This window comes from Enterobacter cloacae complex sp. P2B, assembly GCF_014895985.1.
GTDB classification, from domain to species: Bacteria; Pseudomonadota; Gammaproteobacteria; order Enterobacterales; family Enterobacteriaceae; genus Enterobacter; species Enterobacter bugandensis.
The window spans coordinates 68,766-92,886 of the sequence record NZ_JADBQQ010000012.1 but is presented as its reverse complement, the minus strand read 5'-3'; the positions used below and the strand labels follow the sequence as shown (position 1 = coordinate 92,886).

The 24,121-nt window shown below is 56.3% G+C and carries 19 protein-coding genes; 4 read left to right on the top strand and 15 right to left on the bottom strand.

The genetic code is table 11. The features are described 5' to 3' along the window. The first annotated feature begins 102 nt into the window (after positions 1 to 102). A complete protein-coding gene (gene queD, locus IM313_RS12545; RefSeq protein WP_003862700.1) occupies positions 103 to 465 on the top strand; it encodes a 6-carboxytetrahydropterin synthase QueD in 363 nt (120 codons plus the stop codon). A 29-nt stretch (positions 466 to 494) separates the two neighbouring features. Here the strand turns inward: queD and queE are convergent, their stop codons facing one another. Genes queE through IM313_RS12530 form a run of 3 tightly spaced genes read right to left on the bottom strand, consistent with a single transcriptional unit; the run spans position 495 to position 3,487 of the window. Then, positions 495 to 1,166 carry a 7-carboxy-7-deazaguanine synthase QueE gene (gene queE / locus IM313_RS12540; RefSeq protein ID WP_028014249.1) on the bottom strand — a complete coding sequence of 224 codons (672 nt, stop codon included), beginning with the start codon at positions 1,164 to 1,166 and terminating at the stop codon, positions 495 to 497. A gap of 54 nt (positions 1,167 to 1,220) precedes the next feature. Beyond that, positions 1,221 to 1,928: an N-acetylmannosamine-6-phosphate 2-epimerase gene (locus IM313_RS12535; protein WP_045261276.1), complete on the bottom strand. Its 708-nt coding sequence runs from the start codon at positions 1,926 to 1,928 to the stop codon at positions 1,221 to 1,223. Continuing rightward, positions 1,928 to 3,487 (bottom strand): maltose/glucose-specific PTS transporter subunit IIC, encoded by a 1,560-nt coding sequence (locus IM313_RS12530; RefSeq protein ID WP_041908418.1) that lies wholly within the window; start codon positions 3,485 to 3,487, stop codon positions 1,928 to 1,930. The genes IM313_RS12535 and IM313_RS12530 overlap by 1 nt, the downstream gene beginning before the upstream one ends. 165 nt (positions 3,488 to 3,652) lie before the next feature. On the opposite strand from IM313_RS12530, the gene IM313_RS12525 reads away from it, so the two are divergent. Beyond that, on the top strand, positions 3,653 to 4,477 hold the full coding sequence (locus IM313_RS12525) for a MurR/RpiR family transcriptional regulator (RefSeq protein ID WP_028014252.1): 825 nt from the start codon (positions 3,653 to 3,655) through the stop codon (positions 4,475 to 4,477). A 357-nt stretch (positions 4,478 to 4,834) separates the two neighbouring features. After that, positions 4,835 to 5,944, top strand: a complete 1,110-nt coding sequence (locus IM313_RS12520; protein ID WP_041908416.1) for an SDR family oxidoreductase — start codon at positions 4,835 to 4,837, stop codon at positions 5,942 to 5,944. A gap of 53 nt (positions 5,945 to 5,997) precedes the next feature. On the opposite strand, the gene eno is transcribed toward IM313_RS12520, so the two are convergent. The 5 genes from eno to rlmD all read right to left on the bottom strand — a co-directional run bounded on the left by eno (position 5,998) and on the right by rlmD (position 13,678). Next, complete coding sequence (eno, locus tag IM313_RS12515) at positions 5,998 to 7,296, bottom strand: phosphopyruvate hydratase (RefSeq protein WP_006811784.1); 1,299 nt, start codon at positions 7,294 to 7,296, stop codon at positions 5,998 to 6,000. 81 nt (positions 7,297 to 7,377) lie between these two features. Next, a complete protein-coding gene (pyrG, locus tag IM313_RS12510; protein WP_028014254.1) occupies positions 7,378 to 9,015 on the bottom strand; it encodes a glutamine hydrolyzing CTP synthase in 1,638 nt (545 codons plus the stop codon). Between the two features lie 223 nt (positions 9,016 to 9,238). Further along, entirely contained in the window at positions 9,239 to 10,030 is a 792-nt protein-coding gene (gene mazG, locus IM313_RS12505; RefSeq protein WP_045261274.1) for a nucleoside triphosphate pyrophosphohydrolase, read from the bottom strand. Positions 10,031 to 10,096: 66 nt separating this feature from the next. Further along, positions 10,097 to 12,328, bottom strand: coding sequence for a GTP diphosphokinase (gene relA / locus IM313_RS12500; protein ID WP_028014256.1), 2,232 nt, complete (start codon positions 12,326 to 12,328; stop codon positions 10,097 to 10,099). Between the two features lie 51 nt (positions 12,329 to 12,379). Next, positions 12,380 to 13,678: a 23S rRNA (uracil(1939)-C(5))-methyltransferase RlmD gene (gene rlmD / locus IM313_RS12495; RefSeq protein WP_192971673.1), complete on the bottom strand. Its 1,299-nt coding sequence runs from the start codon at positions 13,676 to 13,678 to the stop codon at positions 12,380 to 12,382. 57 nt (positions 13,679 to 13,735) lie between these two features. On the opposite strand from rlmD, the gene barA reads away from it, so the two are divergent. Further along, positions 13,736 to 16,495 carry a two-component sensor histidine kinase BarA gene (barA, locus tag IM313_RS12490; protein WP_048998526.1) on the top strand — a complete coding sequence of 920 codons (2,760 nt, stop codon included), beginning with the start codon at positions 13,736 to 13,738 and terminating at the stop codon, positions 16,493 to 16,495. An 89-nt stretch (positions 16,496 to 16,584) separates the two neighbouring features. On the opposite strand, the gene IM313_RS12485 is transcribed toward barA, so the two are convergent. From IM313_RS12485 to IM313_RS12455, 7 genes are all read right to left on the bottom strand, one after another. Continuing rightward, positions 16,585 to 17,724 carry a glycerate kinase gene (locus IM313_RS12485; protein ID WP_028014259.1) on the bottom strand — a complete coding sequence of 380 codons (1,140 nt, stop codon included), beginning with the start codon at positions 17,722 to 17,724 and terminating at the stop codon, positions 16,585 to 16,587. 77 nt (positions 17,725 to 17,801) lie between these two features. Continuing rightward, on the bottom strand, positions 17,802 to 19,139 hold the full coding sequence (gene gudD / locus IM313_RS12480; protein ID WP_045261271.1) for a glucarate dehydratase: 1,338 nt from the start codon (positions 19,137 to 19,139) through the stop codon (positions 17,802 to 17,804). 15 nt (positions 19,140 to 19,154) lie between these two features. Further along, positions 19,155 to 20,495 (bottom strand): enolase C-terminal domain-like protein, encoded by a 1,341-nt coding sequence (locus IM313_RS12475; RefSeq protein ID WP_063155170.1) that lies wholly within the window; start codon positions 20,493 to 20,495, stop codon positions 19,155 to 19,157. After that, on the bottom strand, positions 20,495 to 21,850 hold the full coding sequence (gene gudP, locus IM313_RS12470; RefSeq protein WP_041908405.1) for a galactarate/glucarate/glycerate transporter GudP: 1,356 nt from the start codon (positions 21,848 to 21,850) through the stop codon (positions 20,495 to 20,497). The genes IM313_RS12475 and gudP overlap by 1 nt, the downstream gene beginning before the upstream one ends. Before the next feature lie 293 nt (positions 21,851 to 22,143). After that, the gene (locus tag IM313_RS12465) at positions 22,144 to 22,593 is read right to left on the bottom strand and encodes a flavodoxin (RefSeq protein WP_045261315.1); all 450 of its coding nucleotides are present in this window, start codon (positions 22,591 to 22,593) and stop codon (positions 22,144 to 22,146) included. Between the two features lie 24 nt (positions 22,594 to 22,617). Next, complete coding sequence (truC, locus tag IM313_RS12460) at positions 22,618 to 23,394, bottom strand: tRNA pseudouridine(65) synthase TruC (RefSeq protein ID WP_192971672.1); 777 nt, start codon at positions 23,392 to 23,394, stop codon at positions 22,618 to 22,620. Next, complete coding sequence (locus IM313_RS12455; protein WP_028014265.1) at positions 23,391 to 23,720, bottom strand: YqcC family protein; 330 nt, start codon at positions 23,718 to 23,720, stop codon at positions 23,391 to 23,393. The genes truC and IM313_RS12455 overlap by 4 nt, the downstream gene beginning before the upstream one ends. Between the last annotated feature and the right edge of the window lie 401 nt (positions 23,721 to 24,121).

The following is a 24,121-nucleotide window of genomic DNA, read 5'->3' as shown; positions in this document are numbered from 1 at the left end:
CTGAATACCGGGCGTTCACCGTTCAGAGCCGTTTTAGTTAATGCTAAAAATTGTGCTTTCCGGTACTATGCGGCGGTTTTTTCCGCATTACTGAGAGCGATCATGTCCACCACACTGTTTAAAGATTTCACCTTCGAAGCCGCCCACCACCTTCCGCACGTTCCTGCAGGACATAAATGCGGCCGCCTGCACGGGCATTCGTTTATGGTGCGTCTTGAGATCACCGGTGAAGTTGATCCGCATACCGGTTGGATCATGGACTTTGCCGAGCTGAAGGCCGCGTTTAAGCCGACCTACGATCGTCTGGATCACTACTATCTCAACGATATTCCGGGTCTGGAAAACCCGACCAGCGAAGTGCTGGCAAAATGGATCTGGGATCAGATGAAGCCGCTGGTACCGCTGCTGAGCGCGGTGATGATCAAAGAAACCTGCACGGCAGGCTGCGTGTATCGCGGAGAGTAAAAAAAAGCCCGGCAAAACCGGGCTTTTTTTTAGGCAATATTCAGATACTTGTGCGTCTGCATCGACAGCCGCCAGTTGCGCGCAATGCAGGTTTCAATGCACAGGCGCGTCGCATCCTCTTTCTGGCTGATCGGCTGCAGGGCGATTACCCGCTGCTTCTCATCCGTCAGCGTCGCCAGCAGTTCATCCAGCGCTTCGATATCACGTACGCGTCCTACCGGATGCTTAATTTCATCCGCGCGCTCCAGCGCCTGAGACAGCACGTCATACCCGCCACGCATATTCACTTTTGGCGATACCGTCACCCAGGTGGTGTGTGAACAGCGCACTTCATGGGTGCCGCTGGTCTCAATCTGGCAGCTGTAGCCGTTCTTTTCGAGCAGCTCGGTCAGCGGCGTCAGATCGTGAATGCAAGGTTCGCCGCCGGTGATGACGACGTGGCGAGCCGTCCAGCCCTGGCGACCAATAATGGCCAGCAGGTCTTCTGCACTGCCCGCGCCCCACTTATCGCTCTCTTTGGTTTTCGCCAGAATGCTAAACAGCGACACTTCCCGATCTGCGAGCTTATCCCACGTATGTTTGGTATCACACCAGGCACAGCCAACCGGGCATCCCTGTAAACGAATAAAGATAGCGGGAACGCCGGTAAAGTAACCCTCGCCTTGCAGGGTCTGGAACATCTCGTTAATCGGGTACTGCATAGTCATCTCAGTAAAGGGGATAAACGATAAGTATCGCAGATCCCCGTCGGATGGTCATGCTCCATCGGTGCTTTGCGCGCTAATCGCCGCCATAAAGCGCGCGGTAATTTGCTGTGGGCGGGTGATCGCCCCGCCGACAACGACCGTATGCGCGCCCAGCGCCAGACACCGGGCCGCGCGCTCGGGCGTATCCACGTTGCCTTCGGCAACCACGGGGACCGTCACGGCCGCCAGCACCGCTTTCAGGAACGCACAGTCATTCTCCGGAAGCGTATGGCCTGCCGTTTCCGCCGTATAGCCGTACAGCGTGGTGCCAACGCAGTCAAAGCCAAGCGTCTGCGCCGTCACGGCTTCGTCTACGGTGGAAATATCTGCCATCAGCAGTACCGAGGGGTAACGTGAGCGGATGGCCGTGACCAGTGTTTCCAGGGATTCACCGCCAGGACGTTCCCGCGCCGTCGCATCAAGGGCAATGATTTCTGGAGAGACGGCCATGAGCTCATCCACCTCTTTCATCGTAGCGGTGATAAATACTTCGCTCCCTGGATAGTCCCGTTTGATGATGCCGATAACCGGTAAAGATACCTGCTGCTTAATGGCCTCGATATCCACCACGCTGTTGGCGCGAATGGCGAAGGCTCCGCCCTGTGCCGCCGCCAGCGCCATTCGCGACATGATAAACGGGCTGTGCAGCGGTTCGTTTTCCAGCGCCTGACAGGAGACGACCAGTTTTCCCTTCAGGTTATCCAGTACATTTTTCATTACGATAAAATCTCTTCCACTTCGTTTTTGATAATCGTGACGTGCGGGCCATAAATGACCTGTACACCGTTACCGCGCACGATAACGCCGCGCGCGCCGGTGGCTTTCAGCGCCGCGTCATTCACTTTGCTGCCGTCTTTGACCGTCACGCGAAGCCGCGTGGCGCAGCAGTCCACCTCTTCCAGATTGTCTTTTCCGCCCAACCCGGCGATCACCGCCGCAGCGCGCTCGCTTTGCGGCAGGCTGACGTCATCAACCATCGCCTCCTTTTCACGGCCCGGCGTGGCGAAATCAAAGCGGTTAATCAGGTAGCGGAAAGTGAAGTAGTAGAGGAAGAACCACGGCACGCCGACCAGCGGAACGAACATCCAGTTGGTTTTGGCCTCCCCCTGCAATATGCCGAACAGCACGAAGTCAATAAAACCGCCGGAGAAGGTCTGCCCGATGGTGATGTGCAGCATGTGCGCGAGCATAAACGCCAGCCCGTCAAACAGCGCGTGAATGACGTAGAGCACCGGGGCAATGAACAGGAAGGAGAACTCGATGGGCTCGGTAATTCCCGTCAGGAATGAGGTTAACGCCGCGGAGAGCAGCAGCCCGGCAACGCGCTTTTTGTTCTCCGGTTTCGCCGTGTGGTACATCGCCAGACACGCGCCGAGCAGGCCAAACATCATCGTGATAAAGCGCCCGGACATGAAGCGTGACGTGCCTTCATAGAAATGCTGCGTGTTCGGGTCGGCGAGCTGAGCGAAGAAGATCCGCTGCGTGCCCTCAACCAGGTGGCCGTTGACGATCTCGCTGCCGCCGAGCGCGGTGGTCCAGAACGGCAGATAGAAGATATGGTGCAGACCAAACGGGCCAAGCATGCGCAAAATAAAGCCGTACAGCAGCGTGCCAAGATAACCGGTGGCATCCACCAGCCCGCCCAGACCAAAAATAAGCTTCTGGAAATGCGGCCAGACCACGGTCATGATCGCGCCAACGAGTATCGCCGCCAGCGAGCTGATAATCGGGACAAAGCGCGAGCCGCCAAAAAAGCCCAGGAACTGCGGAAGCGCTATCTTGTTAAACCGATGATGCAGCGCGCAGGTCACGAGACCAATCACCACGCCGCCAAACACCCCGGTTTCCAGCGTCTGAATACCCAGCGTCATGCCCTGCCCTACAGCGCCCGGGTTCTCGTGCGCCAGTTTGCCGGTGAGGATCAGCAGCGCGTTGATGGTGGCGTTCATCACCAGAAACGCGAGTAGCGCTGCCAGCCCCGCCGTGCCCTTATCGTTTTTTGCCAGCCCGACGGCCACCCCAACCGCAAAAAGCACCGAGAGGTTCGCAAACACAATCGAACCCGCACTGCTCATGATGGTGAAAATGGCCTGTAGCCAGCTCACATCTAAAAACGGATAGGCCGCCAGCGTATTAGGGTTCGATAACGCCCCGCCGATACCGAGCAGCAGACCCGCCGCGGGCAATACGGCGATAGGCAACATAAAGGATTTGCCAAAGCGCTGCGCTTTTTCAAACCATCCACCCGACGAAGCGCCACTGAATATTTGCATCATTTTTTCATCCCCCCATTAAAAGATGAAAATTTTTACCATATAAATATTTTATAATGAAAATTATCATCACAAACCAGGAGGCCGATCATACTTTTTTAAAATGACTGGCATCTTTCCCCCCCTTTCCGCCACACTAGTCGCAGTGAAACACATTAAGGACGTGGCATGTCGGACCATGAAAACCTGCTGCTGAAGCTCCGCCAGGAGGCTTCCGGGTACAGCCCAACGCAACAAAAACTCGGTGAGTTTGTCCTCAGCGACCCTGCCCGGGTGCTCTACCTGACCATCACCGAACTGGCGCGAGAGAGCCACACCAGCGAGGCCAGCGTGACGCGTCTTTGCCGGACGCTGGGATGTAAGGGGTATAACGAATTCAAAATGGCGCTGGCGCTGGACATTCAGCAGGGCCAGCCCGCACGTCAGGCGGGGGATGAGATTGACAGCGTGGTGGATGAATCGGTGCAGGCTTTGCAGGATACCGCGAGGCTCCTCGACCGCGCGCTGCTTGAAAAAGCAGCACTGGCGCTGCATCAGGCGCAGTCCGTGCAGATTTATGGCGTCGCGGCCAGCGCGATCCTCGGGGAGTATCTGCATTACAAGTTATTAAGGCTGGGTAAATCCGCACAGCTGTTTAGCGATATGCACCGCGCAGCCATGAATGCGACCACGCTTTCGGCAGAGACGCTGGTGGTGGCGATCTCCAGTTCCGGTTCAACGCGAGATTTACTTCACGTGGTGAAACTTGCCCGCAAGCGCGGGGTGAAGGTTCTGGCGCTCAGCAACACACCCCGCAGCCCGCTGGCGTCTCTTAGCGATATGCTGCTGGTGGCCGCCAAGCCAGAAGGCCCTCTTAGCGCGGGCGCGCTCAATGCCAAAGTTGGGGTGATGCTGCTGGTCGAATTACTTACGACATCCATGATTGCGCTGGATGGTCATTACGCTGACGTCAGCCAGCAAACGGCCAGCGCCACGCTTCCTCTTCTGCTCTGAAAACCCTTCGCAGGCTAAATAAAATAGCCTGCGTTTTATTTTGCTCAATTTTACTTAAGCAGGGCTCAATTCATTTATATGATAAATGTTTGGTGTAACAAATTATTTTGTTTATTACAGTTTGAATTATTTCCCTCGCGCTACCCAAGAGACAAAAACAGATTAAAATCATCAAGTTAAAATAAAAACATGAATAAATTGAATTTTTCCGCTTTCTGCAATGTCCAATATTTTCACCTGATTTCCATTCCTTAAAATAAGCTTAAGACGCTGTCCGTCCCGACGTTTTATTATTTAAACGCCGTTTACTTTTGCGCGCCTACAATCCGCCTCATCAATCATAATGAGACGGTAATAATGAAGATGTTATTAATTACAGGCGTGACCGGGTTTTTGGGCGGTGCAGTACTTGAAAAAATCCTGACCAGCGATCAATCCGTAAAACTCCTTTTGCTTGCCCGTGCCGGCGATCCGCAAAGCGGGCTGGCGCGCGTGCAGGAGAACATGCGTAAGTTCAACATTTCTGAGGAGAAACTGGCCTCCCTGAGCGTGGATAATATCCTCATCGGCGACCTCAGCCAGCCGGAAGCCTTTCTGAACGATCCCCGTCTGGACCAGGTTACGCATGTCGTTAACTGCGCGGCAGTTGCGTCATTTGGCAATAACCCGCTGATCTGGAAGGTGAACGTAGAGGGTACGCTAGCGCTGGCGCGCCGCATGGAGCAGGTCGCAGGGCTGCAGCGTTTCTTGCATGTAGGCACCGCAATGTCATGCACGCCGGAGCAGGATTCGCTGGTCGCCGAAAGTGCGGAATTCAGAGAAAACGCTGAACACCTGGTGGAATATACGTATTCGAAGTCAACCATCGAACAGCTGATGCGCCAGGAATGTCCTAACCTGCCGCTGCTCATCGCCCGTCCGTCCATCGTCGTCGGCCATACCCGCCACGGCTGCACGCCGTCGAGCAGTATCTTTTGGGTCTTCAGCATGGGCCTGATGCTGCAGAAGTTTATGTGCTCGATGGAAGACCGGATCGACGTTGTCCCGGTAGATTATTGCGCCGACGCAATGTTAATGCTGCTGAGCAGCAACGCGCGTCCGGGGGAAGTGGTACACATTTCAGCCGGGGAAGAGAACAGCGTTCGCTTTGCGGATATCGATCGGGCAATGGCGCAGGCGCTGGAGAAAGCGCCCGTTGGCGATAAGTACGCGCAGGTCAGCTACGAAACGCTGGTCAAAATGCGCCGTGAACTGAAAACCATTTTTGGTCCGTGCAACGAACGTCTGATGCTGAGAGCGATGCGCTTATACGGTGCCTTTGCCACGCTGAACGTGCGCTTCAGCAACGATAAGCTGCTCAGCATGGGGATGCCGAAGCCACCTCGTTTTACGGATTATATCGCCCGCTGCGTGCAAACCACCCGGGGACTGACCATTCCCGAGCAGATGGCGGTCGATTTTAAATAACCAAAAAAAATGCCAGTCATTCGACTGGCATTTTCATGTTAAGGCTTAAGCAATTATGCCTGGCCTTTGATCTCTTTACGACCGTTGTAAGGTGCTTTTTCACCCAGCGCTTCTTCGATACGAATCAGCTGGTTGTATTTAGCAACACGGTCAGAACGGCTCATAGAACCGGTTTTGATCTGGCCAGCAGCGGTACCAACAGCCAGGTCAGCAATGGTCGCGTCTTCAGTTTCGCCAGAACGGTGAGAGATAACAGCGGTGTAGCCAGCGTCTTTCGCCATTTTGATCGCAGCCAGCGTTTCGGTCAGAGAACCGATCTGGTTGAATTTGATCAGGATGGAGTTAACGATGCCTTTCTCGATGCCTTCTTTCAGGATCTTGGTGTTGGTTACGAACAGATCGTCACCAACCAGCTGGATTTTGTCGCCCAGTACTTTGGTCTGGTATGCGAAACCATCCCAGTCAGACTCGTCCAGACCGTCTTCGATAGAAACGATTGGGTACTGTTTGGTCAGGTCTTCCAGGAAGTGAGTGAACTCTTCGGAGGTGAACGCTTTGTTGCCTTCGCCAGCCAGAACGTATTTACCGTCTTTGTAGAATTCAGATGCTGCACAGTCCATCGCCAGGGTGATGTCTTTGCCCAGCTCGTAGCCTGCTGCTTTAACCGCTTCAGCGATAACAGCCAGTGCTTCTGCGTTAGAACCCAGGTTTGGCGCGTAGCCACCTTCGTCACCAACAGCAGTGTTCATACCTTTAGCTTTCAGAACTTTAGCCAGGTTGTGGAACACTTCAGAACCCATACGAACCGCTTCTTTCAGGGTTTTCGCGCCAACTGGCTGAATCATGAATTCCTGAATATCAACGTTGTTGTCTGCGTGCTCACCACCGTTGATGATGTTCATCATTGGTACAGGCATAGAGTATTTGCCTGGGGTGCCGTTCAGTTCAGCGATGTGCTCGAACAGTGGCATACCTTTAGCAGCGGCTGCTGCTTTGGCGTTCGCCAGGGAAACGGCCAGGATTGCGTTCGCACCGAAGTTAGATTTGTTTTCAGTACCGTCCAGATCGATCATGATCTTGTCGATGCCAGCCTGATCTTTGGCATCTTTGCCAACGATAGCCTGAGCAATAGGACCGTTAACAGCGCCAACCGCTTTCAGTACGCCTTTGCCCATGAAACGGGATTTGTCGCCATCACGCAGTTCCAGCGCTTCACGGGAACCCGTAGAAGCACCTGATGGAGCAGCTGCCATACCGACGAAACCACCTTCCAGATGAACTTCGGCTTCAACGGTCGGGTTACCACGGGAGTCGATGATTTCACGACCGATGACTTTAACGATTTTGGACATTAGATTTTCCTCAGTACAAGTTAAACTAAAACTCCAGACAAACAACGCGTACCGTTGGTACGCGTTGCCGTTCTAACTTTTTTACTTCGCCTGACGCTTCTGGTACTCGCTGGCGGCTTTCACGAAGCCTGCAAACAGCGGATGTCCATCACGCGGCGTTGAAGTAAATTCCGGGTGGAACTGGCAGGCAACAAACCACGGATGGTTTGGCACCTCGATGATCTCGACTAACTGATCGTCCCCGGAGCGACCCGCAACACGCAGGCCCGCGGCTTCAATTTGTTTCAACAACATATTGTTGACTTCATAGCGGTGACGATGGCGCTCGGTGATGACCGGCTCGCCGTACAGCTTGCGAACCACGCTATCGTCGGACAGCTGGCAGGCCTGCGCGCCAAGACGCATAGTGCCACCCAGATCGCTCTTCTCGGTACGGACTTCGACGTTACCGTCTTCGTCGCGCCATTCCGTAATCAGCGCCACGACAGGGTACTTACAGTCTGGCACAAATTCCGTAGAGTTCGCGTTTTCCATTCCCGCTACGTTGCGCGCAAATTCGATCAGCGCAACCTGCATACCCAGGCAGATGCCGAGGTATGGAATATTGTTTTCACGCGCATAGCGTGCAGTGGCGATCTTGCCTTCAACACCACGGTAGCCGAAGCCGCCAGGGATGAGGATAGCATCCAGATCTTTCAGAATTTCAACGCCACGTGTTTCAACATCCTGCGAATCAATCAGCTTGATGTTCACGGAGACGCGGTTCTTCAGACCACCGTGCTTCAGCGCTTCGATAACGGACTTATAGGCGTCCGGCAGTTCGATGTACTTGCCGACCATACCGATAGTCACTTCGCCTGCCGGGTTCGCTTCTTCATAAATAACCTGTTCCCATTCAGACAGGTTAGCTTCCGGACAGTTCAAGCTGAATCGTTTACAAATATAATCGTCCAGACCCTGTGATTTCAACAGGCCCGGGATTTTATAAATGGAATCGACATCTTTCATTGAAATAACGGCTTTTTCAGGCACGTTACAGAACAATGCAATTTTCGCACGTTCGTTCGCTGGAATGGCACGATCGGAACGGCAAACCAGGATGTCAGGCTGAATACCGATGGAGAGCAGTTCTTTAACGGAGTGCTGAGTCGGTTTGGTTTTCACTTCACCTGCCGCCGCCATGTAAGGCACCAGCGTCAGGTGCATGAACAGCGCGTGTTCACGACCAATGTCTACCGCCAGCTGACGAATCGCTTCGAGGAACGGCAGGGATTCGATATCACCCACGGTACCGCCGATTTCAACCAGCACAACGTCATGCCCTTCGCCACCGGCAAGAACACGCTCTTTGATGGCGTTAGTGATGTGTGGGATAACCTGCACGGTCGCGCCCAGGTAGTCACCGCGGCGCTCTTTACGCAGAACGTCAGAGTAGATGCGGCCAGTCGTAAAGTTGTTACGACGGGTCATTTTGGTACGAATGAAACGCTCGTAGTGGCCAAGATCCAGATCGGTTTCAGCGCCGTCTTCAGTAACGAACACTTCCCCGTGTTGGGTTGGGCTCATGGTGCCAGGATCGACGTTGATATACGGATCCAGTTTCATCATGGTCACATTGAGGCCACGGGCTTCAAGAATGGCTGCGAGGGAGGCTGCGGCAATGCCTTTACCCAGAGAGGATACGACCCCGCCGGTCACAAAAATATAGTTCGTTGTCATGCTGAACCTGAGAAGTTAGGGTGAAACGATGGAATAACCAGGACGGGAAAGTAGTATACCCGAACACGGCGAGCGCCACAAACTTTCATTCTCCGTCTCCATTCCAGGCCATGACAAACATAAGGAGTGAGAAAATAGCCCCTTTTGGGTAAATGTTTTTGACGCAAATCAAGCGCTTGTCATTTAAAAAATCACACAAATTGCGCTTGATCGCAAAATTCCGTTAGAGATCAGATTCCTGGCGTTTTACTTCCTGCCAGACTTCTTCCATCGCGTCGAGGTCAATTCCGGTCATTTCCAGGCCGCGCGAGGCCACAATCCGCTCGACTTCACGAAAGCGTCGTTCGAATTTCAGGTTGGCTTTTTGCAGGGCGGTTTCCGCTTTTACCCCTAGATGGCGAGAAAGATTGACGGTGGCGAACAGCAGGTCGCCCATCTCTTCCTCAAGCTTTGCTTCATCGACCACCGCCTGCTGCGCTTCGTGCATCACTTCGTCGATCTCTTCATGCACTTTATCCAGCACGGGTCCCAGGGAATCCCAGTCAAATCCTACCGCCGAGCAGCGCTTTTGAATTTTGTGGGCGCGCATCAGCGCGGGCAGGCTCAGCGGGATGTCGTCCAGCGCAGAGTGTTGCGACTTTTCAGCGCGCTCGGCGCTTTTAATCTGCTCCCAGCGGGCCAGCACCTCTGCGCTGTTTCCTGCGGTGGCATCGCCAAAGATATGCGGATGGCGGCGCTCCAGCTTGTCGCTGATAGCGGCACAGATATCGTCAAAGTTAAAGCGCCCTTCCTCCTGCGCCATCTGGGCGTAGAACACTACCTGGAACAGCAGGTCGCCGAGTTCACCGCGCAGGTCATCGAAATCCTCGCGTGAAATGGCGTCCAGCACCTCATAGGTCTCTTCGAGGGTATAAGGTGCGATGGTCGCGAAAGTCTGCTCCTTGTCCCACGGGCAGCCGTTTTCCGGGTCGCGCAGGCGTTTCATGATGCCGAGCAGGCGGTCGATTTGAGTCATAGTTCTGTCCTGATGAAAAAATGCCGGGTGGCGGCGTTGCCTTACCCGGCCTACGGAAAAGGATGTTTAGCCGCCGTGCAGACGACGCGCGTCAATCACATCCGGCACCTGGTTCAGTTTGCCCAGCACGCGGCCGAGCACCTGCAGGTTGTAGATTTCGATGGTCATATCGATGGTGGCAAGCTGCTCGCGGGTATCGCTGCGGCTGGCAACGCCCAGCACGTTGACCTTCTCGTTGGCGAGAATGGTTGTGATGTCGCGCAGCAGCCCGCTGCGATCGTTGGCGGTGACGCGCACCACCAGCGAGTAACCGGCGGAGTAGCTCTCCCCCCAGACCGCTTCCACGATACGCTCCGGCGCATGGGACTGCAGCTCGGCAAGCTGGTCGCAGTCGGAGCGGTGGATCGAGATCCCGCGCCCCTGGGTGATAAAGCCGACGATATCGTCCCCCGGAATCGGCTGGCAGCAGCGGGCAATGTGGTGCATCAGGTTACCGACACCTTCGACCACCACGCGGCCGTTGTCTTTGCTGCGCTGCTGCGGGGCATAGGTTTTCTGCTGCAGCTGCTTCAGCGCCGCCGCGTCCTGCTCTTCCGCGCTAGGCTTGTTGAACTGCGCCTGCAGGAAGTTCACCATCTGATTCAGACGAATATCACCGCCGCCAATCGCCGCCAGCAGCTCGTCCAGCTCGTTGAAGTTGTAGCGCGGCAGCAGGAATTTCTCTGCCTCTTTCAGGCTGATCCCGATATGCTCCAGCTCGTCGTCAAGGATCTGGCGACCGGCAAGAATGTTTTTGTCACGATCCTGCTTGCGGAACCAGGCGTGAATTTTGGAGCGCCCGCGGCTGGTGGTGACGTAACCGAGGTTCGGGTTAAGCCAGTCGCGGCTCGGGTTTGGCTGCTTCTGGGTAATGATTTCAATCTGGTCGCCCATCTGCAGCTGATAGGTAAACGGCACGATACGTCCGCCGATCTTCGCCCCGATGCAGCGGTGCCCCACGTCGCTGTGAATGTGGTAGGCAAAATCGAGCGGCGTGGAGCCAGCCGGCAGGTCGACAACGTCCCCTTTCGGGGTAAAGACGTAGACACGGTCATCAAAGACCTGGCTGCGCACCTCGTCGAGCATTTCGCCGGAGTCGGCCATCTCCTCCTGCCACGCAATCAGCTTGCGCAGCCAGGCGATGCGGTCTTCGTGGCCGGAGCGTGCCCCGCCAGAAGTGCCCTCTTTGTACTTCCAGTGCGCGGCTACGCCCAGCTCGGCGTCTTCGTGCATCTGTTTGGTGCGGATTTGAATCTCGACCGTTTTGCCGCCGGGGCCAAGCACCACGGTATGAATGGACTGGTAGCCGTTCGGTTTTGGGTTCGCGACATAGTCGTCAAATTCATCCGGCAGGTGGCGGAAGTGAGTATGTACTATCCCCAGCGCGGCGTAGCAGTCCTGCAGACGCTCCGCCACGATACGCACGGCGCGCACGTCAAACAGCTCGTCAAAGGCGAGGTGTTTCTTCTGCATTTTGCGCCAGATGCTGTAGATATGTTTTGGTCGACCGTAGACTTCGGCGCGGACGTTCTCTTCTTTCATGGCCTGACGCAGGCCGCTGACAAACTCGTCGATATAGTGCTCACGATCGATACGGCGCTCATGCAGGAGTTTGGCAATGCGCTTGTATTCTGCCGGATGCAGATAGCGGAAGCAGTAATCTTCCAGCTCCCATTTCAGCTGACCAATACCTAAGCGGTTCGCCAGCGGCGCATAGATGTTCGTACACTCTTTGGCGGCCAGCACGCGCTCGTCTTCCGGCGCATCTTTCACTTCACGCAGGTGGGCAATACGCTCGGCCAGCTTGATGACCACGCAGCGAAAATCATCCACCATGGCCAGCAGCATCCGGCGGACGTTATCAACCTGCTCAGAGGAGACAGAATCGGTATGCGCGGCTTTTAGCTGGCGAATGGCCGCCATATCGCGCACGCCGTGGATCAGCGCAACGACGGATTTGCCGACGCTGTCGCGCAGCACGTCTTCGCTGACCACATCCGCATCCGCGAGGGGGAAGAGCAGCGCGGCCTGCAGCGTTTCGATGTCCATGTTCAGCATGGACAAGATTTCAACCATCTCCACGCCGCGCCACAAGAGCAGATCGGCATCCGGGTGTCCCTGCGTGGTGCGCAGACAGTAGGCCCAGGTTTCGGTTAAGCGTTCACACGACTGCTGGCTGGAAATTCCCAGACTTGCGATCCATTTTTGTGGGTCAAACTCCCCAGCTTTATTGAGATGTGCACTTCTTACCGCAACCATTGTCCTCTCCTTTAGGGACCAGGGCCTGTCGAAGTCGACAAGCCAAACAAATTAGATGTGCTCGAACAACGCCATCGATTCCAGATGTCCAGTGTGCGGGAACATGTCCAGCATTGCCAGACGCCGAATCTGGTAACCCGCGCTGATTAACGCCTCACTGTCACGGGCAAGCGTTGCCGGGTTACAGGAAACATAGACCACACGCCTGGGCGCGAGTTTAATAATATGCGCCATGACGCCTGGGGCACCTGCACGCGCCGGGTCGAGCAGGATTTTGTCGAAACCCTGCTTTGCCCACGGCTGTTGAGTGACATCTTCCTCAAGATTTTGATGAAAGAATGTCACATTTTGCAAGCCGTTCTGCTCTGCGTTTTCCTGGCCTTTGACCACCAGCGCCTCAACGCCTTCCACCCCGACCAGGCTTGCCGCTCTGCGCGCCAGCGGCAGGGTAAAGTTACCCATGCCGCAGAACAGATCGAGCACACGGTCAGTGGGCTGTACGTCAAGCCATTCCAGGGCCTTCGCCACCATTTGCTGGTTTATGCCGTCGTTGACCTGGATAAAATCACGAGGACTGAACGTTAAGCGTAGCCCGTCTGACGCATACCAGGGAGCTTCGCCCGATACCTGTTCAAGTATCTCGCTTTGCGGCGCGAGGAAAAGCGCAAGCTCATGAGAATGCGAAAAGCGTTCCAGTTTTTCGCGATCTTTTTTCGACAGCGGCACGGTGTGGCGCAGCACCATCAGCGGGCCGTTGTTCGCCAGCACCAGTTCAACGTGGCCCAATGAACGCACCCCGTCGAGCGATGCAAGACAGCGGTGCACGTCCGGAAGTAACGCCTCAAGATGGGGCACCAAAATGGGGCACCGCTTCACGTCAACAATATCGCTGGAGGCCGCTTTGCGAAAACCCATCTCCAGCCGCTCCGTTTTGGGCTGATAGCTCAGGCTCAGGCGCGCGCGGCGGCGATAGCCCCAGGGCTCATCGGCGATAACCTCGTCAACTTCGTGTTTAAGGAGGCGCGCCAGCGCGCGGCTTTTACTTTTTTGCTGTAATTCTGTGCTCGCATGCTGTTGCTGGCAGCCTCCGCACACGCCAAAATGGGGACAGCGGGGCTCCACGCGCTCCGGGCTCGCGTTGAGGCGACGCTTCACCTGTCCGCGCGCGTACTGACGCTTGTCTTCCGTCAGCGTAATTTCTGCTCGTTCTCCTGGCAGCAAACCTGTTATAAACAGAGTCTTACCGTTGTGACGAGCCACTCCCTGACCAAACGGATCAAGGTCCGTGGCTTCAACAGTAATGATTTGACGCGTCGTCACGCGTCGCTTTGCAGAGTAGAATTGCGCCATCGCCGAGATTTTTCTCACATAAACATAATTATCTTAATTGTCCCATAACGGAACGCCATGACCAACTACAGCCTGCGCGCGCGCATGATGATTTTGATCCTCGCCCCCACCGTTCTCATCGGTTTGCTGCTGAGTATCTTCTTTGTGGTGCACCGCTATAACGATTTGCAGCGACAGCTGGAGGATGCAGGCGCCAGCATTATCGAACCGCTTGCCGTCTCCAGCGAGTACGGCATGAACCTGCAAAACCGCGAATCCATTGGGCAGTTAATCAGCGTACTCCACCGCCGCCACTCGGATATCGTCCGTGCCATTTCCGTCTACGACGAACATAACCGCCTATTTGTCACCTCAAACTTTCATCTCGATCCGGCGGCCCTGAAAATCCCGGACGGAACGCCCTTCCCGCGCCACCTCACAGTACTGCGGCGCGGCGATATCATGATCCTGCGCACGCCGATCGTGTCGGAAAGCTATTCACCCGATGAGTCTGCGCAATCCGATGCCAAATCCAGCAATAACATGCTGGGATATGTAGCGCTTGAGCTGGATCTCAAGTCGGTACGGCTGCAGCAGTACAAAGAAATTTTTATCTCCGGCGTGATGATGCTGTTCTGCATTGGTATCGCGCTGATCTTCGGCTGGCGTCTGATGCGTGACGTCACGGGCCCCATCCGCAACATGGTTAATACCGTTGACCGCATCCGCCGGGGACAGCTCGACAGCCGCGTGGAAGGGTTTATGCTGGGCGAGCTGGATATGCTGAAAAACGGCATTAACTCGATGGCGATGTCGCTGGCGGCCTATCACGAAGAGATGCAGCATAACGTTGACCAGGCCACCTCTGATCTGCGCGAAACGCTGGAGCAGATGGAGATTCAGAACGTTGAGCTGGATCTGGCGAAAAAGCGCGCTCAGGAAGCGGCGCGTATTAAGTCTGAGTTTCTGGCCAATATGTCGCACGAGCTGCGTACGCCGCTCAATGGCGTGATCGGCTTTACCCGCCTGACCCTGAAAAGCGAGCTGAATCCTACTCAGCGGGATCACCTGCACACCATTGAACGTTCGGCCAATAACCTGCTGGCGATCATTAACGACGTGCTGGACTTCTCCAAGCTGGAGGCGGGTAAACTGATTCTGGAGAGCATCCCGTTCCCGCTGCGCAGCACGCTCGATGAAGTCGTGACGCTGCTCGCGCACTCGTCGCACGACAAGGGCCTTGAGCTAACGCTCAATATTAAAAACGACGTGCCGGACAACGTTATTGGCGATCCGCTGCGCCTGCAGCAGGTCATTACCAATCTTGTCGGGAATGCGATTAAATTCACCGAAAGCGGCAACATCGACATCCTGGTAGAAAAACGCGCCATCAGTAATAACAAGGTGCAGATTGAGGTTCAAATCCGCGATACCGGTATCGGCATTCCGGAGCGGGATCAGTCGCGTCTGTTCCAGGCCTTCCGCCAGGCAGACGCCAGCATCTCCCGCCGCCATGGCGGTACCGGACTGGGGCTGGTGATCACGCAGAGGCTGGTAAACGAGATGGGCGGCGATATCTCTTTCCACAGCCAGCCAAACCGCGGCTCAACCTTCTGGTTCCATATTAACCTCGACCTCAATCCGAACGTGCTGACCGACGGCCCGGTGACGGACTGCCTGAAAGGTAAGCGCCTGGCCTACGTCGAGCCTAACGCGGCAGCGGCGCAGTGCGCGCTGGATATCTTAAGCACCACGCCGCTGGAAGTGGTTTACAGTCCAACCTTCTCAGCCCTGGCCGTTGATCATTACGACATTTTACTGATGGGGATCCCGGTGACCTTCACCGGCGAGCTGACCATGCAGCAGGAGCGGCTGGCGAAAGCCGCGTCGATGACCGACTATCTGCTGCTGGCGCTCCCCTGCCACGCCCAGCTTAATGCGGAAGAGTTGAAAAACGACGGAGCGGCCGCGTGCCTGCTTAAACCACTCACCGCGACCCGCCTGCTGCCCGCCCTCACGGAGTATTGCCGTCTTAGCCAGCACGCACTGCCGTTGATTAACGACGAGCAAAAACTGCCCATGAGCGTGATGGCGGTGGATGATAATCCGGCAAACCTGAAGCTAATCGGCGTATTGCTGGAAGACCAGGTTCAGCATGTTGAGCTGTGTACCAGCGGCGCCCAGGCGGTTGAACTGGCTAAACAGATGCAGTTCGACTTAATTCTGATGGATATTCAGATGCCGGGCATGGATGGCATTCGTGCCTGCGAGCTGATCCATCAGCTCCCGCATCAGCAGCAAACCCCGGTGATTGCGGTCACCGCGCATGCGATGGCTGGTCAGAAAGAGAAGCTGCTGAGCGCCGGGATGAATGATTACCTGGCGAAACCTATCGACGAAGAGAAGCTTCATAACCTGCTGTTACGCTATAAGCCGGGGCACATTGGCGGAACATATACGGTTTTCAGCGAGCCGGTTGAGGTAAGCGTTAATCAAAATGCGACCTTTGACTGGCAGCTGGCGCTGCGCCAGGCGGCAGGGAAACCCGATTTAGCGCGAGAGATGCTGCAAATGCTGGTCGCGTTTCTGCCGGAGATCCGTAATAAGGTTGAAGAACAGCTGGTGGGCGAGAACCCGGAAGAGCTGCTGGAAGCGATCCACAAGCTGCACGGCAGCTGCGGCTACAGCGGCGTACCGCGTCTGAAAAACCTCTGCCAGCTGCTGGAGCAGCAGCTGCGCGCGGGTACGCCGGAATCGGAGCTTGAACCGGAGTTCCTGGAACTGCTGGATGAGATGGATAACGTGACGCGGGAAGCGATGAAGGTGTTGGGGAGCTGAGGTAAAAGCCCGGTGGCGCTAAGCTTACCGGGCCTACAGGTGCGCTAACGTAGGCCGGGTAAGGCGAAGCCACCCCCCGGCAATCACAGTTAAAATGCCTGCCCTACTTTCAGCACCGCCGCGATATTCCTTGCGGCCATCTGTACATTCGCGCTGGCATTTTCCAGCGCGTCCTCCAGCGAGCAGATGGTGTAGATCACGCTAAACACCGCGTCTAAGCCGTGATCGTGTACCACGCCAACATCCGCCGTCAGGCTACCTGCAATGCCGATAACGGGCTTATTAAAGCGTTTCGCCACTTTCGCCACCCCTACCGGCACTTTGCCGTGGATCGTCTGGCTGTCGATGCGGCCTTCCCCGGTGATCACCAGATCCGCATCGGCCACCTGGTCGGCCAGGTGTAGCGCATCGGTCACAATCTCAATGCCCTGGCGCAACTGCGCGCCACAAAAAGCGTACAGCGCCGCGCCCATGCCACCCGCCGCGCCGCCGCCAGCAAGGTTGAGCACATCAATGTCCAGATCCCGGGCAATGACTCTCGCATAGTGCGCAAGCGCGTTGTCCAGAGTGACGATCATCTCGGGTGTGGCGCCCTTTTGCGGGCCAAATACCGCTGACGCGCCATCCTTACCGGTGAGCGGATTCGTCACATCGCAGGCGACTTCTATCCGGCACTCCGCCAGACGCTGGTCGAGGCCGCTCAGGTCAATCCGCGCAAGCTTATCCAGCTCGCCCCCGCCCTGCCCCAGCGGCTGTTCATTGTCGTCCAGCAGCTTAGCCCCCAGCGCCTGCACCATCCCGGCGCCGCCGTCATTGGTGGCGCTGCCGCCGATACCGATGATGATATGCTTAACGCCCGCATCCAGCGCGTGGCGGATAAGTTCCCCCGTGCCCCAGGAGGTCGTTTTCAGAGGGTCACGCAGTGAAGGGGCTACCAGTTCCAGACCGCTTGCCGCCGCCATTTCAATAAAGGCGCTCTGCTCGTCACCGGATATCCCATAAAACCCGTCCACGCGCTCGCCCAGCGGACCGGTCACCGGAACGTGCACAATGCGTCCCCGGGTTGCCGCGATCATCGCCTCAACCGTGCCTTCACCGCCATCAGCGACCGGCAGTTTGACGTACTCCGCCTCAGGGAAAATCTCGCGAAAACCGCGCTCGATCGCTGTCGCAACCTCAAGCGCACTCAAACTTTCCTTATACGAGTCCGGTGCGATAACAATTTTCATAAGCCATCCTTACGCATAGTCGTTACGTTAAGCATACACCACGTAGGAAACCGCCCATGGGAGCGGTCCCAATGCGTTTATCGTACCATGCACGGACGTTTATTGTCGAATGTCCAGTCAGGGATCAGGTACTGCATCGCCATCGCGTCGTCGCGCGCGCCCAGACCGTGTTTTTGATACAGCTCGTGTGCTTTCATCACCTGATCCATATCCAGCTCAACGCCCAACCCCGGCGTGGACGGCACCTGCACCATGCCACCTTTGATCTCAAACGGCTCTTTGGTGAGGCGCTGGTTACCCTCCTGCCAGATCCAGTGCGTGTCGATAGCGGTAATGGTGCCCGGCGCGGCGGCGGCAACGTGGGTAAACATCGCCAGCGACACGTCAAAATGGTTGTTGGAGTGCGAGCCCCAGGTCAGGCCAAACTCGTGGCACATCTGCGCCACGCGAACCGAGCCCTGCATTGTCCAGAAGTGCGGGTCCGCCAGCGGGATATCCACCGATTGCAGAGAGAGCGTGTGCCCCATCTGACGCCAGTCGGTGGCGATCATATTGGTCGCGGTCGGTAGCCCCGTAGCGCGACGGAATTCCGCCATGACTTCGCGGCCCGAAAAGCCTTGCTCAGCCCCGCACGGATCTTCCGCGTACGCCAGCACGCCTTTCAGCTGCTTGCCAATATCGATCGCTTCATCAAGCGACCACGCGCCGTTCGGATCCAGCGTCACGCGCGCCTGCGGGAAACGTTTTGCCAGCGCGGTAATGGCTTCCGCCTCCTCTTCCCCCGCCAGCACGCCGCCTTTCAGTTTGAAATCATTGAAGCCATATTTTTCATACGCGGCTTCTGCCAGCCGCACCACCGCATCCGGGGTCATCGCTTCTTCGTGACGAACGCGGTACCAGTCACATTGCTCATCCGGCTGGCTCTGATACGGCAGCGGCGTCAGCTTGCGGTCGCCGACAAAGAACAGATAGCCGAGCATCTCCACTTCACTGCGCTGCTGGCCCTCGCCCAGCAGCGACGCGACGTTAACGCCCAGGTGCTGGCCCAGCAGATCCAGCATCGCGGCTTCAATGCCGGTCACCACGTGGATAGTGGTGCGCAAATCGAATGTTTGCAGGCCGCGGCCGCCGGCATCGCGATCGGCAAAGGTATTGCGCACGGTGTTGAGGACATTTTTGTACTCACCCAGCGTTTTGCCCACCACCAGCGGAATGGCATCCTCCAGCGTTTTGCGGATCTTCTCCCCGCCCGGAATTTCACCCACGCCGGTATGGCCGGCATTGTCTTTGATAATGACAATATTGCGCGTGAAGAACGGCGCATGCGCCCCGCTCAGGTTCATCAGCATGCTGTCATGACCTGCGACCGGAATGATTTGCATGGAGGTGACGACAGGGGTCGTAAAAGTACTCATCGTGTAATCCTTTTATTAGTGACGTCCAAAAACAGGGCGCTTACGGTCAAATGTCCAGCCGGGGATAAGGTACTGCATCGGGCCCGCGTCGTTACGCGCGCCGCCTGGTAGCTTTTTATACGCCTCATGGGCTTGATGAACCTGATCCCAGTCAAGCTCCACGCCCAGCCCCGGCGCATCGGGTACGGCAATTTTACCGTTTTTGATCTCCAGCGGATTTTTCGTCAGGCGAGCTTCGCCTTCCTGCCAAATCCAGTGGGTGTCGATGGCGGTCGGGTTACCCGGCGCCGCCGCGCCAACGTGGGTAAACATTGCCAGCGAGATATCGAAATGGTTGTTGGAGTGGCAGCCCCAGGTCAGGCCCCAGTCATCGCACAGCTGCGCCACGCGCACCGCGCCGGAGAGCGTCCAGAAGTGCGGATCTGCCAGCGGAATGTCGACGGCGTTCAGCATCACCGCGTGGCCCATTTCGCGCCAGTTGGTGGCGATCATATTGGTCGCAACCGGCAGCCCGGTTGCGCGGCGGAATTCCGCCATCACCTCGCGGCCAGAGAAGCCCTGCTCCGCGCCGCACGGGTCTTCCGCGTAGGTCAGCACGTCACCGAGACCTTTACACAGGCTAATCGCCTCATCCAGCAGCCAGGCGCCGTTCGGGTCAACGGTGATGCGCGCCTCCGGGAAGCGTTTTTTCAGCGCCCGGGCCGTTTCAATCTCCTGCTCGCCGGGCAGCACGCCGCCTTTCAGCTTGAAATCCTTAAAGCCGTAGCGATCCTGCGCAGCTTCAGCCAGGCGCACAACCGTCTCGCTGGAGAGCGCTTCCTGATGGCGCAGCTGATACCAGTCGTGGTCACCCGGTGAACGAGCCAGATAGGGGAGATCGGTTTTATTGCGATCGCCAACGTAGAACAGATAGCCCAGCACGGTGACCGCATCGCGCTGTTTGCCCGGCCCCAGCAGTTCGCAGACCGGAACGTTAAGGGCTTTACCGAGTAAATCCAGCAGCGCCGCTTCCAGGGCGGCGACCGCATTGACGCGCAGTTCAAACGTCCACGCGCCCTTGCCGAAGGTATCAAAGTCCGCCGACTGATTGCCCTTATGCACCCGCTGAACCACCTTGTTCAGACGAGCCACTTCCTGACCCACGACCTGTGGAATAGCCTCTACCAGGGTCTGGTAGATCACTTCCCCGCCGGGGGCTTCACCTACCCCGGTATTGCCTGCACTATCGGTCAACACCACGATATTGCGGGTAAACCATGCGTTATGCGCGCCGCCAATATTGAGCAGCATGCTGTCCTGACCGGCCACCGGGATAACTTTCATTTCCGTGACGATAGGGCTTGATTGTGTTGTCATCATCCGCGCTCCACGACAGGTTTAAGTTCGACGCGTTTAATATCGCCCACCAGCACCAGGTAACTCAGCACCGCCACCAGGGCATGCACACCAACGTAGATCAGCGCGCCGTTGAAAGACCCCGTGGTGCCGACGATGTAGCCGATAGCGATAGGCGTGACAATCCCGGAAACGTTGCCGAACATATTGAACAGACCGCCGCTCAGGCCGCTGATCTCTTTCGGTGCCGTATCCGCCATCACCGCCCAGCCCAGCGCGCCAATCCCTTTGCCGAAGAAGGCCATCGCCATAAAGCCGATAATCATCCACTCGGCACTGACGTAGTTACAGAACACCATGGTCATGGAAAGCAGCATGCCGAGCACAATCGGCGTTTTACGCGCGATGTTCAGCGAACCCGTGCGGCGCATCAGCCAGTCGGAAATGACCCCGCCAAGCACGCCGCCGATGAAGCCGCAGATTGCCGGGACCGAGGCAACAAACCCCGCTTTGAGGATCGACATGCCGCGCGCCTGCACCAGATAAACCGGGAACCAAGTGATAAAGAAGTAGGTTAAAGCGTTGATACAGTACTGGCCGAGATAGATACCGATCATCATGCGCGAGCCGACGAGCTGCTTGATCTGCGCCCATTTCTGGCTGAAGGGGACTTTTGCTTTGTCAGATTTCTGATCCATATTGATCAGCGCCCCGCCCTCAGCAATGTATTCCAGCTCCTTCTTGTTCACGCCAGGGTGCTGATTCGGTTCGTGGATCACTTTCAGCCAAATAAAGCTGATGACGATCCCAAGCCCGCCCATAAAGAAGAAGACGTGCGACCAGCCCACCTCATGCGTCAGCCAGCCCATAATGGGCGCAAAGATCACCGTTGCGAAATACTGGGCGGAGTTAAAAATTGCCACCGCTGTTCCCCTCTCCTGCGCAGGAAACCAGGCCGCGACAATGCGGCTGTTGCCCGGGAAGGAAGGCGCTTCAGCTAACCCCACCAGGAAGCGCAGCGTGAAGAGCGCCACGATAATGCCAAAGCCGCTGAAGATATCGACGAAACCCTGCAAAAGGGTAAAAGCAGACCAGATAAAGATGGACCAGAAATAGACGCGTTTAGAGCCAAAACGGTCCAGCAGCCAGCCGCCAGGAATTTGGCCGATGACGTAGGCCCACGAGAATGCAGAGAAAACGTAACCCATGCCCACCGGATCAAGGCCGATGTCTTTTGCCATTTCCGAGCCGGCAATCGACAGCGTGGCGCGGTCACCATAGTTAAAGGACGTGACGATAAACAGCATCACCACTATCCAGTAGCGGGCGTTAGTGCGCTTTTCAGCGCTGCTCGCTGCGTGGCTTAATGTACTCATTGTTGCACTCCTGAAACATAGCTTTCGCCTGTTCATTCTGTACAGCACCGGTAGGGTAATCAGAATGAGATAAGTTTTTGTCGTTTTAGTACGGCCTGAAGCCGTTTTATTGTGACCGGAAAAGTATATGAAGGAGTGACAGGTTCGCTCACCGTGCAGAAACACAACATTGAGGAGTGTGGGGAACGTGGTTTGAGGCATAAGCCCAAAGCAGTGGAAGATACTTCACGGAATTGAGGATTTGATGCGGCTTTGTTGCCGGGAGGCGGCTACGCCTTACCCGGCCTACGAAACTATTTAAGAAGCGTTGCCCAGTGTTCAACCCACGGGTTCGACTCGCTTTCGGGTTCAGGATGCTCACCGGCATCAATCAACAGCATCTCGCCGACGCGCTGGGCGCTCTGTTCCTGAAGAAGCGCATCGAACTGCTTGCCGCCGCCGCAGAAGTTGGCGTAAGAGCTATCGCCGAGGGCAATAATGCCGTAGTGAACGCCCGGCTGGTAGCCAAGCCGATCTTTAATGCCCTGGAAAAGCGGCACGATACTGTCCGGGAGATCGCCCTGACCGGTGGTGGAGGTCACTACCAGAATGTATTTATCTTTATACTTTTCCCAGTCCGCCAGTTCCGGGTCTTCATAGACCGTGGCTTTATGGCCCTGGCTTGTCAAAATCGCCTCAGCCTCTTCCGCTACCAGCAGCGAGTTGCCATACATCGTGCCGACAAAAATGCCTACTTCAGCCATGCTTTGCTCCCGTAATTATTGCGCTTACCGTTCATCCTGAACGTTGCCTGATACAAACTCAACCCTTTCATTTTCGGGGAGTTGTCCCCGCCAGCCAAACTGTGACAGCGCCTGCATCCAGACGTCGTCCAGCCCGGCACGAATAATCAGTGGTTCACCGGTAAACGGGTGAGTCAGGCTAAGCTCGCTGGCGTGCAGCATCAGTCTGTTACAGCCAAAATGCTCTGCCGCGCTGCGGTTCTGGCGCAGATCGCCGTGCTTGCTGTCGCCAATAATCGGGTGGCGCAGGTGCGCAAGATGACGGCGAAGCTGGTGCTTGCGTCCGGTTTTGGGCAAAAGCTCAACCAGGCTGTAGCGTGTGGTGGGGAATTTGCTGGTTGCTACCGGCATTTCCGTTGTCGCCATGCCGCGATAATCCGTCACCGCGGGCTGCGGGCCTTTGTCATCGCGGGCAAATTTATCGGCGATTTTGTCCAGCTCCTCCACCAGCGGATAGTCCAGCGTGGCGGATTCGGTCAGCCAGCCACGAACGATCGCGTGGTAGCGCTTCTGGATCTGGTGCTGTTCGAACTGCTGCGCCAGCAGGCGGCCCGCCTCGCTGGAAAGCCCCATCAGCAGCACGCCGGAAGTCGGTCTGTCGAGGCGGTGCGCGGTAAACACATGCTGACCAATCTGGTCGCGCACGGTTTGCATCACCACCACTTTCTCATCGCGATCCAGCCAGCTGCGGTGCACCAGCCAGCCAGACGGTTTACTCACCGCCACCAGCCACTCGTCCTGATAGAGGATTTCCAGCGTCATGCCTCTTCACCGGCAAACAGGGCGTCCAGTTTTTCCAGCTCAACCAGCATCACATCGCGCGCAGGGTGCGTCGCCTCAAGCGCCATTTCATAGTAGGGAGAAACGGCGAACGCCTGCGGCAAAGGGTGACCGCCTTCCAGCAGCGCGTGCATGCGCGGAATTAATACCCACTGGAGCCACTCGAACGGTGCCAGCGTATCCAGGCAGAATGGCTGGGTACTGGCAAACGCTTCCGGATTCGGCGCGGTCTCCTGCCACAGCTGATGCTGGCGCAAAAGGGCTTCGATGGCGTGCAACTGAGCACGAACGCTATCGTGTTGCGTCATAGTAACCTCAACTGAAAAAGTGAACGGCGCGCAGCATAGCATTGCGGAAGACAGAAATAAAAAAGGGAGCACTGTAAAAACAGTGCTCCCGGTTCGTTTCGCAGCATTCCAGCTACAATTCGTGCTCCCTGCTCTTCCGTGACAACTTTTCCTGATGCCCGAAGGCCTGGTCATCCTTATACCTTTTGCATCCTGCACACATCTTCCTGACGTGTTTGTTTCATCCTGAAACGTCCTGGCCTTCCTGACCCACCGACCATCCTGTTCGGTTCTCGTTCTCCTTCCTGGAGGTGTCCCTTACGCGTCCTGCGTTATCCTTTTGCTTCATCCTGAAGCCTTCCTGCAGCGCCATCCTGACGTGTCCTGAGTAAGAAACGCCATCATCCTGATGTTCGTTTCTC

Bases quoted from the DNA above. Each gene is read 5' to 3' on its own strand.
- gudD (WP_045261271.1), bottom strand. From the start codon at position 19,139: ATGAGTACTTTTACGACCCCTGTCGTCACCTCCATGCAAATCATTCCG.
- IM313_RS12525 (WP_028014252.1), top strand. From the start codon at position 3,653: ATGTCGGACCATGAAAACCTGCTGCTGAAGCTCCGCCAGGAGGCTTCC.
- barA (WP_048998526.1), top strand. From the start codon at position 13,736: ATGACCAACTACAGCCTGCGCGCGCGCATGATGATTTTGATCCTCGCC.
- IM313_RS12530 (WP_041908418.1), bottom strand. From the start codon at position 3,487: ATGATGCAAATATTCAGTGGCGCTTCGTCGGGTGGATGGTTTGAAAAA.
- relA (WP_028014256.1), bottom strand. From the start codon at position 12,328: ATGGTTGCGGTAAGAAGTGCACATCTCAATAAAGCTGGGGAGTTTGAC.
- gudP (WP_041908405.1), bottom strand. From the start codon at position 21,850: ATGAGTACATTAAGCCACGCAGCGAGCAGCGCTGAAAAGCGCACTAAC.
- IM313_RS12475 (WP_063155170.1), bottom strand. From the start codon at position 20,495: ATGACAACACAATCAAGCCCTATCGTCACGGAAATGAAAGTTATCCCG.
- IM313_RS12485 (WP_028014259.1), bottom strand. From the start codon at position 17,724: ATGAAAATTGTTATCGCACCGGACTCGTATAAGGAAAGTTTGAGTGCG.
- queE (WP_028014249.1), bottom strand. From the start codon at position 1,166: ATGCAGTACCCGATTAACGAGATGTTCCAGACCCTGCAAGGCGAGGGT.
- IM313_RS12465 (WP_045261315.1), bottom strand. From the start codon at position 22,593: ATGGCTGAAGTAGGCATTTTTGTCGGCACGATGTATGGCAACTCGCTG.
- eno (WP_006811784.1), bottom strand. From the start codon at position 7,296: ATGTCCAAAATCGTTAAAGTCATCGGTCGTGAAATCATCGACTCCCGT.
- queD (WP_003862700.1), top strand. From the start codon at position 103: ATGTCCACCACACTGTTTAAAGATTTCACCTTCGAAGCCGCCCACCAC.
- IM313_RS12455 (WP_028014265.1), bottom strand. From the start codon at position 23,720: ATGACGCAACACGATAGCGTTCGTGCTCAGTTGCACGCCATCGAAGCC.
- rlmD (WP_192971673.1), bottom strand. From the start codon at position 13,678: ATGGCGCAATTCTACTCTGCAAAGCGACGCGTGACGACGCGTCAAATC.
- truC (WP_192971672.1), bottom strand. From the start codon at position 23,394: ATGACGCTGGAAATCCTCTATCAGGACGAGTGGCTGGTGGCGGTGAGT.
- IM313_RS12535 (WP_045261276.1), bottom strand. From the start codon at position 1,928: ATGAAAAATGTACTGGATAACCTGAAGGGAAAACTGGTCGTCTCCTGT.
- pyrG (WP_028014254.1), bottom strand. From the start codon at position 9,015: ATGACAACGAACTATATTTTTGTGACCGGCGGGGTCGTATCCTCTCTG.
- IM313_RS12520 (WP_041908416.1), top strand. From the start codon at position 4,835: ATGAAGATGTTATTAATTACAGGCGTGACCGGGTTTTTGGGCGGTGCA.
- mazG (WP_045261274.1), bottom strand. From the start codon at position 10,030: ATGACTCAAATCGACCGCCTGCTCGGCATCATGAAACGCCTGCGCGAC.